Source organism: Haemophilus parainfluenzae ATCC 33392 (assembly GCF_031191205.1).
Taxonomy (GTDB): domain Bacteria; phylum Pseudomonadota; class Gammaproteobacteria; order Enterobacterales; family Pasteurellaceae; genus Haemophilus_D; species Haemophilus_D parainfluenzae.
The window spans coordinates 1170043-1185014 of sequence record NZ_CP133470.1 but is presented as its reverse complement, the minus strand read 5'-3'; the positions used below and the strand labels follow the sequence as shown (position 1 = coordinate 1185014).

The window sequence follows — 14972 nt, the reverse complement described above, 5'->3', positions numbered from 1 at the left end:
AATAAAAATAAAAAGGATCATCCGATTAAAAAATCGGTTCGTTCAAAGATAAAAGAAAATTAAATGATGGCTGGACCGGCACGAATAGGGGCAAAAACAGGAAACTCTGCCGCGATAAAGTGCGGTTGAATTTTTTCGTGTTTTTGATTGGAATGGGTTTTGTGATTTGTTGGTTGAGGTTGAACCTGCAATGCTTGACGAATTTCACGCACCGCAATCAACATATGTTGTTCAGATGATGTTTGGTAATTCTCGCCACTCATATTTGATGAAGGCTGTGCCTCCAATCCCTGAGCAACAGGTACAGCAAAAATCGCAATCATGCTTAACAGCAACTGCGACCAGAAATTTGTTTTACCTTTGTTTGATTTCATCATCTTATTGTCTCTGACAAAATTTGTGTGTATTGTATCGGAAATTCAACGTAAAGTCATTATTGGGGTATTTTTGTGGAAAACAAGCATGAGCGTTATCAAAAAGCCATGAATATTATTGATGTGCTAGAAGGATCACAATTTGCCAAAATCATGCAGAAAGGGTTAATGTTGAACGAACTGAACCAAAACATCAGCCGCCTTTTTCCTCAAGAATTTAAAGGACTTTTTCGTTTAGGCTCCATCACAAATGGGAAACTCTTTATCGAAGTCAAAAGTGCGGTCGTTCGCCAAGGGATTTTATTTCGCCAAAGCGAATTACTCGCCACAATTCAACCGACTTATCCCGAAGTAAAAGGCTTTGAGATTAAAATCAATCCCGAACTAACCAGCTAAACTAACCTTTAAAGATGGCGATTAATTCTTTTACTTTAACTCGTTTTTCTGAAGATTGGCTAATCGAGCGCTGTACTTTAACGCGTTTGAATTTTGCCCCTTTATAAATCTCACGCGTAAATTTCGTATCGTGATTAGAAATCACGACAGAAATTTGCTTTTCTTTTTGTGCTTTTTTGGCGCATTCTGCTAAATTCTTTTGATGTTCAAGGCCAAAAGCATTCCCTGCATATCCAGTAAAATTGGTATCTTGCGGAATCGGTGCATAAGGCGGATCACAATAGATCACGCTGTGTTTATCCGCTAATTCAAAGGTCTGTTGAAAATCAGCGCATAAAAAGACCGCACTTTGTGCTTTATGGGCGAAATAGCGCAATTCATCTTCAGGGAAATAATGGGTTTTATAAGCGCCAAATGGCACATTGAATTCATTTTTACTGTTATAACGGCACAATCCATTAAAACCAAAACGGTTCAAATAAAGAAACAACACCGAGCGCTCGAAAGGATCGCTTGATTGATTAAAGGCATCACGCTGGGCGTAATAATAGTCGGCTGTATTGGCATTTTCGGCGAAGAAAATTGGCTTACAAGCCTCAATATAGGCATCTACATTTTCCTTGACGATATTAAACAAGTTAATCAAATCAGGATTAACATCTGCCAAAATATAACGCTCAAAATGAGAATTAAGAAAAACAGCACCCGCACCAACAAAAGGTTCGATCAAACACTGTTTTCTTTTAGGAAAGACTCGGTTGAGATCGTCCGTTAAACGAAATTTACCGCCCGCCCATTTTAAAAACGGGCGGTGTTTAATTCGGGGTTTCGTTTTATTATTTTTCGGACGCAACATGGAGCAATGACTGTTAGTCATGTTGTGTGCAACGCTCAATCGCGTTTAGCACAAGAGATTTGTCAGTATCAGTCGCCACATAGGCTTGACCAAGGGCTTTTAGCAACACAAGACGCAACTTGCCCGCCAGTACTTTTTTATCTCGCATCATATGCGGTAAATAATCTTCTGGCTGCATGGTATCAGGCGAGACGGTCGGTAAATTAGCGCGCGCTAAGAGTTTTTCTAAACGTGCAACATCTTCAAAAGAAAGATCGCCTAATTGTTCAGATAATACCGCTGCCATCATACTTCCAGCCGCAACGGCTTCACCGTGTAACCAGTTTCCGTAGCCTAAATGTGTTTCAATTGCATGACCAAAAGTATGACCGAGATTTAATAATGCACGATCACCTTTTTCAGTTTCATCGCGCGCGACAACATCGGATTTGATTTGGCAGCAACGCGCAATACAATGCTGCAGTGAATGTTGATTTAACGCGACTAATTCATCAATATGTGCTTCAAGCCATTCAAAAAAGGCATAATCTAAAATAGCCCCATATTTAATGACTTCCGCCAGTCCCGCATTCACTTCACGTTTTGGCAAAGTATTGAGTGTAAGGGTATCAATGATCACCGTAGAAGGTTGATAAAACGCCCCAATCATATTTTTGCCTAACTCATGATTAACGGCAGTTTTGCCACCAACAGAAGAATCCACTTGGGCTAATAATGTGGTAGGAATTTGAATAAAACGCACACCACGCTGATAACTTGCTGCTGCAAAACCTGCCACATCACCAATCACACCACCACCTAATGCAATAATGGTGGTATCTCGCCCATGATTATGCTTTAAAAGTGCGGTAAAAATGAGGTTTAAAGACTCTAACGTTTTATATTTTTCGCCATCAGGCAATAATACCGATTCAACCTGACAACCTATTTTTTCTAACGTTTCTGTAACAGGCTCAAGATAATATTGTGCGACGGTTGGATTAGTCACGATCATCACCTTATCCCCTTTTTTCAGCGGATAACAGGTTTCATCTTTAAGTAACCCTTCGCCAATATAAATAGGATAACGACGTTCTTTTAATTCAACATTTACGCACAACATTTTAAATCCTTAAAGTGAACTGTTTAAGCCGTTTAGATTATCAATTAAATCAACAATTTGATTAACCATTACTTTGGCATTTTGCTCATCTGTTGGTAAGGTGATATCAGCAATTTCTTCGTATAACGGATTGCGTACTTTGGCTAAATCTTCCAACACTTGGCGTGGATCATCTGTCCCTTGTAATAAAGGACGTTTTTTATCACGTTGCGTACGTTGATATTGTTTATCTACTGAGGTTTCTAAATAAATTACAATGCCACGAGCAGAAAGATAATTACGATTCTCTTTTGACATCACTGCTCCACCACCAGTAGAAAGCACAACGCCTTGTAATTGGGTTAATTCATTGATAATGCGCTCTTCACGCTTACGAAAACCTTCTTCGCCTTCTAAATCAAAAATCCAGCTAATGTCTGCGCCCGCACGTTCCTCAATTACTGCATCTGAATCAACAAAGTCCATATTCAGTTGTTGCGCAAGCTGACGGCCAATGGTGCTTTTACCTGCGCCCATCGGTCCTACTAAAAAAATATTACGTTTTTCAGCCATTGTTATTCTTCTAACTTAAATAGTGTTCAAATTAATCTTTCCTAATAAAAACTGGCTACCTGAAAAAATGGCAGCCCGAAAGATCACCCAAAAAATAATGGGAATTATCGCAATAAATCCCCCTATGTTTCAACCTTTAGCAGGAATTTATTTTAAGAAGAATAAAAGTGCGGTCAGTTTTGGAGGGATTTTTATGTTGAACCTAATCCTCCGTTCCTAAAACAATCTTTCCCCTTACGGTTAAGTTTAATACTTAGTTTTTCATCTGAAACAGTACAGGATAGAGACATTGAATAGGCTATAAATCAAACATTAAATAATATATAATGTCACATTAAATTACATTCTACATTTAATTATGTCTCAATCGCAAAAACACATTTTGGTTATTTCTTATTCACAAACGGGGCAGTTAAATGAACTGACTCAACATTTTCTTGAACCATTAAGGCAACAAGAAAATATTGCCATTGAAGTTGCCCAAATTAAACCGATTCAACCCTATTCTTTCCCTTGGAAATTCATTCCCTTTTTTAATCAGTTTCCAGAATCGGTTCATCTCAAACCAGCGCCGATTGAAAAGCCAATATTACAACGTGAAAAATACGATTTAGTCATCATCGCTTACAGCGTATGGTTTCTATCGCCTTCACAACCTATCACTGCATTTTTGCAATCTGAACAAGCTAAAATCTTAAAAAACACGCCTGTCATTACACTGATTGGCTGCCGTAATATGTGGTTGATGGCACAAGAAAAAATGAAAAAAATGCTGACCGCACTTGATGCTAATTTAATTGGCAATGTGGTTAAAACGGATCAATCCAATGCTTGGGCAAGTTTTATTACGACCCCAGCATGGATGTTCAGTGGAAAAAAACGTTATTTTTCATGGCTACCAAGCGCAGGAATTAGTGATGCAGATATGCAAGATATGCAACGTTTTGGATGCCGTTTAGTACAAATTCTGAACGAAAATCACCCTTTAGATAAATCACTTTTCCAAAACATGGGCGCCGTCAAAATTGATGAAAAATTAATGATGAGCGAAAAAGTCGGTCATCGGAGTTTCTACATCTGGGGAAGATTGCTGTTAAAGTGCGGTCAAATTTCACCTGCTTTTCGTCAAGCCGTACTCTATTTTTATATCGTATTTTTGATTATACTAATTCTCACTGTTGTACCACTTTCAGCCGTGGTAAAACGCTTATTAAAACCATTATTAAAAGAAAAACTGGCGCGCCAAAAGCGCTATTTTGCTGAACCATCAGGGGAATAATTTTGACTTCACTACATGATGTTTATATTAATCGAGTTGCTGCATTTTTACCAAATGAACCTGTAACAAATGATCAAATGGAAGAAGTACTCGGTATGATTGGTAATACACCATCCCGTGTACGTAAAATGATCTTACGTTCGAATGCGATAAAAACGCGTCATTATGCAATTAATCCGAAAACCCGAGAAACGACACATACTAGCACTGAGCTTGCAGTAGAAGCCATTAATGATTTAATTCGCCAAGGGATGAATGTCAATGAGGTGAGTTGCTTGGCATGCGGTACCTCTTATCCCGATCAAATGATGCCGGGGCAAGGTGTCATGGTACATGGTTTAATTCCTAATGCCCCACCTTATGAAGTGCTAACAACCGCGGGCGTTTGTGTAGCTGGTATGGCTGCAATGAAGCATGCTTATAATGCAGTGCGAACTGGTGAACATCAAAGTTCAATTGCCGTGGCATCTGAAGCGGCATCTGCCATCATGCGTGGTGAACATTTTCAAGCCGAAATTGAACAAAGACTGTTAGATGAAGCTAAACCGGAAATCGGTTTTGAAAAGGATTTCCTACGTTGGATGCTTTCTGACGGTGCTGGCGCTGTACAATTAAGTAATCAACCCAACCAACATGGTCTCAGCTTCAAGATCCACTGGATTGATCTTATTTCTTACGCCAACGAAATGCCTGTTTGTATGTATGCGGGCGCAGAAATTCGCGATGAACAATTTGTGAGTTGGAAAAACGTCACTAAAGAAGAGCGTGAAGCGCGCAGCCTGATGGCCGTCAAACAAGATGTCAAATTACTCAATGAAAATATTGTGCGTTGCACAGTTGAGAATGCGCTCTTACGCTTAATTGATAAATATGATTTAAAAGCGGACGAGATTGATTATTTCTTACCTCATTATTCCTCAGGCTTTTTCCGAGATAAATTATTAGATGGTCTGAAAAATATTAATTTCGAGATTCCACAAGAAAAATGGTTCACAAATCTTGAAAGCAAAGGAAATACAGGCTCGGCATCGATTTATATCATTTTACAAGAGTTTCTAGAGAAATTCCCACTCAAAAATGGGCAAAAAGTATTGTGCTATATTCCAGAGAGCGGTCGTTTCTCCTCTTGTTTTATGCTACTTGAGGTCGTGAATGGACATTAATGAAATCCCACAGGATGACAGTAAAATTTTTCGAGGGCAAAAAAAAGTCATTTATGCCACTCAAAATGGTCATTATAAAACTGGCACCACGACCGGTTGGGATACGGAAGCATTTGTTACAGAACAAGCCGTTGAAGAATTTAATCAACTGACCAATGAAGCCTTAGATGCGGTAAAACGCGGTGAAAAATCACCGCTCTTTTATTATATGTACCGTTATCGTTTCGATCTTCAAACGCTCGCTCAAACCACAGGGTTTTGGCAGTGGCAAATTAAGCGACATTTTAAACCGAGCATCTTTGATAAACTCTCGGATAATGTATTAGCCAAATATGCAGAAGCATTTGGTGTATCAACTTCAACATTAAAAACGATCTAAAAAATAACAGTGATATATTAATTCTTATGAACAATTTCCAGCATCAGCACACGGCTCACTGCGAAAGTGGTGTCATGTCCACTATGTTGAAAGCACAAGGTGTCGATTTTAACGAAGCGATGGTTTTCGGCTTAGCCTCAGCGTTGACCTTTGTTTATATTCCATTAGTCAAAGTTAATGGAATGCCACTTATATCCTACCGCATGCCCCCAAAATCTATCATTAAAAATGTGGCAAAACGTTTAAAAGTGCGGTTAAAAATACAAAAATTTCGTGCACCACAAGCTGGACAAGATGCACTCAATCTCGCATTAGCTGAAAATAAATTAGTTGGTTTACAAACCTCTGTTTTCTGGTTGCCTTATTTCCCACCAGAAATGCGTTTCCATTTTAATGCTCACAATTTAATTGTGTACGGCAAAGAGCAAAATGACTACTTAATTAGCGATCCCGTTTTTGAAACGGTACAGCGTTGTGCGGCTGAAGATTTACAACGCGCGCGTTTTGTAAAAGGCGTACTAGCACCAAAAGGGTTGATGTATTACTTTGAAAGCCAACCTGACTTAACGAAGATTGATTTACCAAGTATTACCCGTAAAGCTATTCGAAAAAATGCGAAGCAAATGTTAGCACCACTCTTTTTCGTCGGTGTAAAAGGCATTCGTACTGTTGCAAAACAAATTGAAAAGCTAGCGAATCACCCTTCAGACAAATACAAACGCTTATATCTGGGTCACATCGTGCGTATGCAAGAAGAAATCGGCACTGGCGGTGCTGGCTTCCGTTATTTATACGCCTATTTCCTTGAACAAGCCGCTGATATCTGTCAAGAGCCAAAATACAAACAGGCTTCTGAACAAATGACGGAAATTGGCGATATGTGGCGTCAATTTGCAGGATTATGCGTGAAACAATGTAAGAAGCCTACAATCGAAGGGTATCATATCATAGCGGAATATTTGCGGGATATCGCAAGTTTAGAATATAAACTTTTTAGAATTTTATCATAAGGAACATTTTATGAACACGGAATATTTAATTGCATTTGAATCTGAAAAAAATTTATGTAGTTCACCTAAACAGTTTAAAAATTTATTATCAATACACAATGATATAAAAATAGAAGGAAATAAAATAAAGTTTCAAGATAAAACTTTCAAATACACACTAAAAAATGGGAAATTACCTAATAACTCAGATTACTATAATTTGAATATAGAGCTAACAAAAATTGAGGATGAAAATGAGTTTGAGCGTTTGTTAAAAGAAATTAGAAACATATGCTTTAAAATAAGCAATAAAGATGTAGTAGAGCTCGGAGACGCTATAAGTGAATATTATTGTCAAAAAGGTTATAGTATAGTATATCGGACTGAAATGCTAATGAGAAAACTAATTTATAAGTTTATGACCATTAGTGTTGGATATGAATGGAAAGATGAATCAACTCCAAAAGAAGTTCTTCATTCAATAAGAGACCAAAAAGGAGAAATTAACTTTCTGTATGAAGTTGACTTCATAAAACTATCTGATTTCCTGTTTAAAAATATCTCAAAAACAGATACATCCCAGTTAATTAAATTAATTAAAGATGCATCACCAAATGATGAAAAATTACTTGATAACCTAAAATCTAAGTTACCTTATAGCAATTGGGAGCGTTTTTTTTCCAAACGACTAAATTGTGACTCAAATTTACTAAAAACGAAATGGGAAAAATTATATGAACTTAGATGCATGATTGCACATAGTAAAAAATTTACTAAAGACAACTATAAAATGCTAGAAAAATTATCTAATGAAATATGTAAAATATTGGAGTCCGCCCTTCAATCAATAAATGAAATAAATGTAGAGGATAAAGATAGGGATGAAATATCTGAAAACATTACATCTTTCATTGGGAATAATGCATATAAATTCATCGAATTGTATAATATATTAAAAATTCATGTTCAAGATATAATCGCACTAAATTCGGAAAACCCTCCCAAAAACCTAAATAAGCCATTAATGGTTAATATTCTATATTTATATAAAAACGAACACATATTACCAATAAATATCATAGAGAAATTAAAAGACATATGCGGATTTAGGAACAATTTAATACATCAATCTGGGATCAACGAAATAGACGAGACAGAAATAATAGAAAAAATAAAAGAAATTAATAATATTATAAAATACATCTCTGATATAAAAACAATAGATTAAATAATTTCATGATAGAAATAAATAACATTTCGCATAATTATTCAAATTCAGAAAAAAATGCATTAAGTGCGGTCAATTTTGATATTGAATCAGCCTCCACGATTGGACTTTTAGGTCCGAATGGTGCAGGTAAAACGACCTTAATGTCTCTACTTGCTGGCTTACAATCTGTGCAACAAGGCGAAATTTATTTTGATGGTGTACCTTTTGCAAAATTAAGTAAAAAACAGCGCCATCAGATTTCGTTAGTACCACAAGATTTTGCATTTTATCCCTTGCTCACGGTTTGGGAGAATCTGAAATTTTTTGCGTCATTGTATGACGTTCGAGATAAAGGTTATTTATTAGAACTACTCGCTAAAGTTGATTTAACCTCTCATAAAAATAAGCTCGCGAAACATTTATCCGGCGGATTAAAACGACGTCTTAATTTTGCTATTGGCTTAATTAACCGTCCGAAAGTGATTTTTCTAGATGAGATAACGGTGGGTATTGACCCTCAGTCCCGTCAATTTATTTTAGATAGCGTAGCGGCGTTGAAACAGCAAGGTGTGACGGTGATTTATACCTCTCATTATTTGCAAGAAATTGAGCAATTATGTGACAAATTAGTGCTGTTAAATGAAGGTAATCTCATTTATCAAGGCACTGTGCAAGGCATTTTAGAAGAAGGACAAAGTTTGGAACGTTTTTATTTAGATTTTTTAAATCAGGCGGGAAAAACATGTTAATTGCATCAATTTTTAAAGAAATGCGCCTATTAAGCCGCGATCTACATGGTGTTGCTGTATTATTCATTATGCCGATTTTGTTTATGTTGATTATGTCGGCAGCATTGAGTAACGACAATGCATTAAGTAATCGTTCAGAGATTGTGCTATTAAGTGAAAAAAATCAGCTAAATGATGATTTCCTCACTCAACTCAAGAAGGAAAATCTTGCGGTTAAACAAGCTCCGTTGTCTGAATTAGCTCAATATCAAGCGGATTTACAAGCGGGTAAATTTGACTTGCTAATTTTAAATCCTAATCAAAAACAGACCGCACTTTCAGAAGAACAGGCTTTACAACTTTGGTTGAATCCTAGCGTAGATCGCAGTTGGCTACTAGGTGTGAAAGGTGTATTGCAAAAACATTACTCTCAACTGCGTTTAAATGACTATTTAGCTGATAATCACATCACGTTAGAAAATAATAAACGCAAACCAATCAAAGACATTCAGAATAAAATCAATAAAGAGTTAGATAGCAAATTTGCTCAAATTAATGATTATCTCGCGAAAGATTTGTGGCAAGAAATTTATGTCAATCGTCATGGTAAGGAAGTGAGCAAACCAAGCTCCGTACAACATAGTGTACCGGCTTGGCTGATTTTTGGCATGTTCTTTATTATGATTCCTCTATCTAACGTGATGGCAATGGAACGTCAGACCAATACGCTAACTCGTTTACGCATGGCGCGGGCTTCTGCATTGAGTTTGATTATTGCCAAATTAATTCCTTATTTTTTGATTAACCAATTACAATTTGTCGGCATGGTCGCGCTGGGTTATTTTGTCCTCCCTGCACTTGATATGCCCGCATTTACGCTTTCAGGAAGTTGGTTACCTTACATCGTATTATCCAGTGCAGTAAGCCTTGCTGCACTTGGCTATGGTTTGTTAATTAGCGTGGTAGCGAGAACAACGGAACATGCGGTCGTGTTAGGCGGAGGCGGCATCATTATCATGGCAGCCACTGGTGGTATTATGGTGCCTGTTTATGTAATGCCAGAAATCATGCAAACTATTTCACAATTTTCGCCTATGGGCTGGGCATTAAGTGGTTTCCAAAATTTATTATTAAATCACTATCACCTTAACCAAATACAACAACCACTCTATTTATTAAGTGGATTTGGGGCAATCACATTACTTTTAGCGACTTTCATTTATCAACGACAATTAACTAAACAAGCGAGATTCTAATGGCTTATACTTTTACACTGGAAGCACCGGCACTTGAGCTGGAACTCAAAAAACTCATCGTGCAAGAAACAGAAAAAGATGAATTTGATCCTGCCGAAATTAGTGATGATGAATGGCTATTTGGAGACCAAAGCCGTATTCAATTAGATTCATTAGATGCGTTGCAAGTTGTGGTAGCACTACAGGCTCATTTTGGTGTACGTTTACAGGGTGATCGCATGGTGCGTAAACATATGATGAACGTACGTGATCTTGCAGCATTTATCCGCGAACAGCATAGTAAAATCTAATGAACGTTTATATCAACGCTGTTTCTGCTCGATTTGCAGAAAAGCTCGGATTAAGAACCTCTAATATGCTAGGCCAACCGCTTAGTTTTCCTTATTTCAACGCATTTAAGGAACCGCTGTTGTCACTAGAACGACTCTATCACTATATTGACCTCGAAATTGACCGCACTTTGCGACGTGCTGGTTGGGATAAATCTGAGCTAAAAAATATTCCTATTCTACTTGGTTCTACCGCTTATATGATCAGTGATTGTGAAATGCGCGTAGCTCATCATCAAGCATTACCGAAAGAATATAACCTTACTGCCATCGCCGAAGATTTAGGAAATTGCTATCAGACAGAAGTATTTAGTTTTGCCACGTCTTGTACCTCTTCAGCACAAGCCATTGGTTATGCATACAAAATGCTGAAAGCTGGGATGTATAAAAAGGCTTTGGTCATTGGTTTTGAGATGTTTAATCGTCTTACTTTTGAACATTTCCAATCCATGAACCTATTATCACAAGCCAATGAATACCAGCCTTTCATCAATCCTACGGGCATTGTATTAGGCGAAGGCGTTGGGTGTGTCGCATTCTCAACAGAAAAAAACGAGTCATTCCCATGTGAAATATTGGGGATAACAACGATCACAGATAATGAAAACCTGACCAACAGTAGCGAAGCAGCATTACGTCAATTACTCACCAACTGTTTAGCGAAAACAAATCTAAAAATAGAAAACATTCAAGGCATTAAAGTGCATGGCGTGGGGGGAAATAGCGATGAGATGGAACAATCTGTTTTACAGGAACGCTTCCCGAATACCGAAACCATTTTAGTTAAACCCTATATGGGACATACACTTGGTGCTAGTGGTGCATTAGAAACCGCATTTTTAATCGAACACTTACAAAAAACTAATGTGAAGTGCGGTCACTTTTTAAATTATTTTCTAGGTTTTGGCGGTAGCAATATTGCATGGATTTTAAAGGTGGGTGAATGACATTTTATATAAAACAAACTAATCAGTTCATCGCCAATGGCGTAGATGATAAAACGTTACGTCTGAGACTCAAAGAACAAGGTCTCGAGGCTCGTCGTTTGAGCCGTTTCACTCAACTCGCTTTACTTGGTGCGATACCATTAAAACCCTATATTAATGAAAATACAGGAATTTACTTAGGATCGTTTTTTAATTCGCCGAGCAAGTTCGATAAAATGTTTCATCAACTGATGGAACAAAATGTGCCTAGTCCTTTAGATTTTATGGCGAATATTAATAACGCGGCGACATTTCAACTCACTCAAACCTTGCAAACCTCTGCCAACTCCGTATTTTTAGCGATTAACCACCAAACCATTTGGCAACCACTAAAACTCGCCTTATTGGATCTTGAAAATGATGAAATATCATCCGCCTTAATCGGTTGGACGCTAGAAAAAAGTGAACATTCTGAGCAAACTGAAGGGGCCGTATTTTGGCTTATTTCTAAAAATAAGGAAGATGCAGAAATAGAGTTTAATCTCTTATCTCTTGAGAATTCAATGTCTAAAAACTTAGACTTTCTCTCGCAAATCAAAAAATAACACCTTAATTTATATAAATTAAGGTGTTATTTGGTAGAAAATTACTTAACAATATCGCCTTTTAATGCCACACCACTCATTAAGTTACCCGCATGGCATTCATATTGCGTTGTACTTTGGAAAGTGTTCTTTTTGTAATAGCTGACGATATTACCGACTTTGCTCGCACCTTGTGATTTTGCTCTATCTTGGAATTGTTTCACTGTAGAAAGGAACGCCCACTGACAAGATTTTTCATCTGTTTTATTTGCCGCATTTGTTTTCTTATTGCTCACCACACCAGCTTTCACTACTTTACCAGGTGCAGATTTACCAAAGTAAAGCTTAACCGATGGATCAACGATTTCTTTTGCTTCAGGGGAATTTAACGCATCCTGGATAGAATAGTAATGCGTTGTATCTCTTGGCGCACAAGCAGCCATAAGCATAGCCGCAGCAACAATACTCAATTTAGATACTAATTTCATTTTGACTCCTTGTGATTTGAATGAAATAAATAATTTCTCTTATTACATAGAGGTAAACAATATACCAGATTTTAACAGTCCTGTGACTATTTTATTGTGAATAGAAGTAGTGTAAAATCTCACCTTTAAATTATAATTTATAATATTAATAAGGTTTCAATTTTATGAAGAAATTATTACTTTCCTCACTTTTATTTAGCTCATTTGTTCTTTCCGCATGTTCTTCAGGTGTCAACGATGTAAAACCTGTGGAAAGCAAAAATATTAAAGAAGTATGTTTAAAAGGTTCTATTCGCAAAGCACCAGATGAAATTGTTGAGGCTTTAACAAAAAGCTTAAAACAAAAACGTATCACAGCAAGACTTGTTAAAAAAGATGAGGGCTGTAGCCATATTTTACACTTCAGCGTAAAAGGTAACTCTAAAATTATTGCAAGAGCAAGATTAGATTTAAGAGATTCAAATAAACTTTCTCTTGGATCTGTTTCTTATAAACATCGCGGTGACGAAGCCGATCGTGTAAAACAAGTTGGTTTACAAGGCCAAACAGATTTAATGATTAATGAATTATTCAAAAACAATTAATTTTTAACCATATAACATGACTGAAATCTGTAATTTCTCTTTCTCACTTCAAGGGTGGAATATTGTTTGCAATAAATCGCTAACCGCAGATGATTGGAAACAAGGCTATGCTTATTTGCGAAATCAATGTGAAACATTTGAAGACTTTGCACCTAAATTATCCTTTTTACCCCCGCTAAAACGCCGTCGTTTAAGTGACTCAGCCCGTCTTTTTTTTGAGGCTGCGTGGGATTTGGTAGGAGAAAATGCAGATATGCCTGTGGTTTATGCCTCATCAAACAGTGAAATGAATCGTAATTTTGCGTTGTGGCATTCCTTATTAAAAGAGGGGGAGGTTTCTCCCACCTCTTTTAGTCTCTCAGTTCATAATGCATTAATTGGACAATGGTCTGAATTACGTCAAGTTAAATCAGAAACCACTTCGATTATGGCTCGAGTGGACAACCTTGAAACCGCACTATTAGAAGCGACATTATTGCTTAATGAAGGGCATGAAAAAGTGCTTGTTGTTATTGCTGAATCGCCGCTTGAAGCAAAATATAATGCTCAACCTGTCATTCGTACACCTTTAGGTTATGCTTTGGCTTTAATCGTCACTCAAGGAGAGCAATATCAATTAACGCTTACAGATTCCCCTTTTAATCATGATGTTACCGATAATGCACTAACTTGGGTTTCTCACCAATATCTTGAAAGTCGCACTTGGCACACACCGAGTAGTTCAAATGGAACTTGGCTATGGCAGAAAAATTAGATTTTCTTAAACGTTGGCTGGCTACCGCCATTGCCTTTTTATTTTGGGCTGTGGCAGGCACACTATTACAACTCGTTTTACTTCCTTTTGCCCAAAAAGGAAAGCACGCTAATTTATCTACCCAGTTAAAAGTTCGTCGTTTTGTTGGCGGAATTTGGTATTATTTTATTCGTTACCTGTCTTGTGCGGGTGCTTTAAAAGTGACTTATCAAGGGTTTGAAAAATTGGGACGTCCAGGTCAATTAGTTGTGGTCAATCACCCATCTCTACTTGATGTAGTACTGATTCTCAGTAAAGCGCCTTCACTTAACTGTATTGTGAAAAAAGATCTTTTACACAATCCCACGATGAGGAATCAAATTCTCGCTTGTGGTTTTATCCCCAATACCGAGTCTCTAGAACTCTTGGATCATTGTGAGCGTGTATTGCAACAAGAGAGTCTCTTATTGTTTCCAGAAGGAACAAGAACTGGCTGGGATGGCATCATCAAATTAAATCGCGGTGCTGTTTCAATTGGTTTACGTAGTGCAAAAGTCATTACCCCTGTCACGATCAGGATGAATCCATTAAGCCTAAAAAAAGGTCATCCATGGTATAAAATACCAGACAAACAAATTCATTATGAATTGTTCGTTGGCGATGATATCGATCCACAAGAATGGATAGAAAATCAATCTATCCCGATGGCATCTCGTCGTTTAACGAAATATTTAGAAGATTATTTTAATTCTCAAACCTCACAAAAAGGATCGCAATAATGCAACTTGAACAACAATTAAAACAACTTATCATTGATAGCCTGGCATTAGAAGACATCAGTATCGACGATATTGAAACTGACATGCCTCTTTTTTCATCTGAAGGGCTAGGTTTAGATTCAGTTGATGCCTTAGAATTAGGCTTAGCTGTTCAAAAAACATTTGGTCTACAATTAGATGGTGAACAAACTCAATTAAGAGATCACTTTGAAAGCGTAGCAACACTTGCTCACTTTATTCGTACACAAAAAGGTGAGGCATAATT

20 protein-coding genes are annotated in these 14972 nt (G+C 37.2%); 15 read left to right on the top strand and 5 right to left on the bottom strand.

Annotated elements, in window-relative coordinates:
• Positions 1-59 precede the first annotated feature (59 nt).
• Positions 60-377, bottom strand: a complete 318-nt coding sequence (secM, locus tag RDV53_RS05845; protein WP_005695357.1) for a secA translation cis-regulator SecM — start codon at positions 375-377, stop codon at positions 60-62.
• Positions 378-449: 72 nt separating this feature from the next.
• Here secM and RDV53_RS05840 point away from each other — a divergent pair, with 72 nt between their 5' ends.
• Complete coding sequence (locus RDV53_RS05840; protein WP_005695356.1) at positions 450-770, top strand: DciA family protein; 321 nt, start codon at positions 450-452, stop codon at positions 768-770.
• 1 nt (position 771) lies between these two features.
• Here RDV53_RS05840 and RDV53_RS05835 read toward each other — a convergent pair whose 3' ends face one another.
• The 3 genes from RDV53_RS05835 to aroK are packed head-to-tail and all read right to left on the bottom strand — an operon-like array spanning position 772 to position 3280.
• Complete coding sequence (locus tag RDV53_RS05835) at positions 772-1626, bottom strand: Dam family site-specific DNA-(adenine-N6)-methyltransferase (protein WP_005695355.1); 855 nt, start codon at positions 1624-1626, stop codon at positions 772-774.
• 13 nt (positions 1627-1639) lie between these two features.
• Positions 1640-2728 (bottom strand): 3-dehydroquinate synthase, encoded by a 1089-nt coding sequence (gene aroB, locus RDV53_RS05830; RefSeq protein WP_005695354.1) that lies wholly within the window; start codon positions 2726-2728, stop codon positions 1640-1642.
• Between the two features lie 9 nt (positions 2729-2737).
• A complete protein-coding gene (aroK, locus tag RDV53_RS05825; RefSeq protein WP_005695353.1) occupies positions 2738-3280 on the bottom strand; it encodes a shikimate kinase AroK in 543 nt (180 codons plus the stop codon).
• Between the two features lie 358 nt (positions 3281-3638).
• On the opposite strand from aroK, the gene RDV53_RS05820 reads away from it, so the two are divergent.
• From RDV53_RS05820 to RDV53_RS05775, 10 genes are read left to right on the top strand one after another with little or no spacing between them, the layout of a single operon-like run.
• On the top strand, positions 3639-4559 hold the full coding sequence (locus RDV53_RS05820; RefSeq protein ID WP_005695351.1) for a hypothetical protein: 921 nt from the start codon (positions 3639-3641) through the stop codon (positions 4557-4559).
• Between the two features lie 2 nt (positions 4560-4561).
• Complete coding sequence (locus RDV53_RS05815) at positions 4562-5722, top strand: beta-ketoacyl-ACP synthase III (RefSeq protein WP_005695350.1); 1161 nt, start codon at positions 4562-4564, stop codon at positions 5720-5722.
• Entirely contained in the window at positions 5712-6101 is a 390-nt protein-coding gene (locus RDV53_RS05810; protein ID WP_005695349.1) for a DarG family dialkylresorcinol biosynthesis protein, read from the top strand. Before RDV53_RS05815 ends, RDV53_RS05810 begins: the two co-directional genes overlap by 11 nt.
• 26 nt (positions 6102-6127) lie before the next feature.
• A complete protein-coding gene (darH, locus tag RDV53_RS05805; RefSeq protein ID WP_005695348.1) occupies positions 6128-7111 on the top strand; it encodes a BtrH-related acyltransferase DarH in 984 nt (327 codons plus the stop codon).
• A 10-nt stretch (positions 7112-7121) separates the two neighbouring features.
• Positions 7122-8318 (top strand): HEPN domain-containing protein, encoded by a 1197-nt coding sequence (locus RDV53_RS05800; RefSeq protein ID WP_005695347.1) that lies wholly within the window; start codon positions 7122-7124, stop codon positions 8316-8318.
• Positions 8319-8326: 8 nt separating this feature from the next.
• A complete protein-coding gene (locus RDV53_RS05795) occupies positions 8327-9049 on the top strand; it encodes an ABC transporter ATP-binding protein (RefSeq protein ID WP_005695344.1) in 723 nt (240 codons plus the stop codon).
• Positions 9043-10284, top strand: coding sequence for an ABC transporter permease (locus tag RDV53_RS05790; RefSeq protein ID WP_005695343.1), 1242 nt, complete (start codon positions 9043-9045; stop codon positions 10282-10284). Before RDV53_RS05795 ends, RDV53_RS05790 begins: the two co-directional genes overlap by 7 nt.
• Positions 10284-10574, top strand: a complete 291-nt coding sequence (gene apeE, locus RDV53_RS05785) for an ApeE family acyl carrier protein (RefSeq protein ID WP_005695342.1) — start codon at positions 10284-10286, stop codon at positions 10572-10574. Before RDV53_RS05790 ends, apeE (RDV53_RS05785) begins: the two co-directional genes overlap by 1 nt.
• Positions 10574-11560, top strand: a complete 987-nt coding sequence (locus RDV53_RS05780; protein WP_005695341.1) for a beta-ketoacyl synthase N-terminal-like domain-containing protein — start codon at positions 10574-10576, stop codon at positions 11558-11560. The genes apeE (RDV53_RS05785) and RDV53_RS05780 overlap by 1 nt, the downstream gene beginning before the upstream one ends.
• Positions 11557-12144 carry a hypothetical protein gene (locus RDV53_RS05775; protein ID WP_005695340.1) on the top strand — a complete coding sequence of 196 codons (588 nt, stop codon included), beginning with the start codon at positions 11557-11559 and terminating at the stop codon, positions 12142-12144. Before RDV53_RS05780 ends, RDV53_RS05775 begins: the two co-directional genes overlap by 4 nt.
• A gap of 41 nt (positions 12145-12185) precedes the next feature.
• On the opposite strand, the gene RDV53_RS05770 is transcribed toward RDV53_RS05775, so the two are convergent.
• Positions 12186-12611, bottom strand: a complete 426-nt coding sequence (locus RDV53_RS05770; protein ID WP_005695339.1) for a hypothetical protein — start codon at positions 12609-12611, stop codon at positions 12186-12188.
• A 164-nt stretch (positions 12612-12775) separates the two neighbouring features.
• On the opposite strand from RDV53_RS05770, the gene RDV53_RS05765 reads away from it, so the two are divergent.
• The 4 genes from RDV53_RS05765 to apeE (RDV53_RS05750) are packed head-to-tail and all read left to right on the top strand — an operon-like array spanning position 12776 to position 14970.
• Entirely contained in the window at positions 12776-13195 is a 420-nt protein-coding gene (locus tag RDV53_RS05765) for a hypothetical protein (protein ID WP_005695338.1), read from the top strand.
• A gap of 16 nt (positions 13196-13211) precedes the next feature.
• Positions 13212-13949, top strand: coding sequence for a beta-ketoacyl synthase chain length factor (locus RDV53_RS05760; protein WP_005695337.1), 738 nt, complete (start codon positions 13212-13214; stop codon positions 13947-13949).
• Entirely contained in the window at positions 13934-14707 is a 774-nt protein-coding gene (locus RDV53_RS05755) for a lysophospholipid acyltransferase family protein (RefSeq protein ID WP_005695336.1), read from the top strand. The genes RDV53_RS05760 and RDV53_RS05755 overlap by 16 nt, the downstream gene beginning before the upstream one ends.
• Positions 14707-14970 carry an ApeE family acyl carrier protein gene (gene apeE / locus RDV53_RS05750; protein WP_005695335.1) on the top strand — a complete coding sequence of 88 codons (264 nt, stop codon included), beginning with the start codon at positions 14707-14709 and terminating at the stop codon, positions 14968-14970. Before RDV53_RS05755 ends, apeE (RDV53_RS05750) begins: the two co-directional genes overlap by 1 nt.
• Positions 14971-14972: the final 2 nt, after the last annotated feature.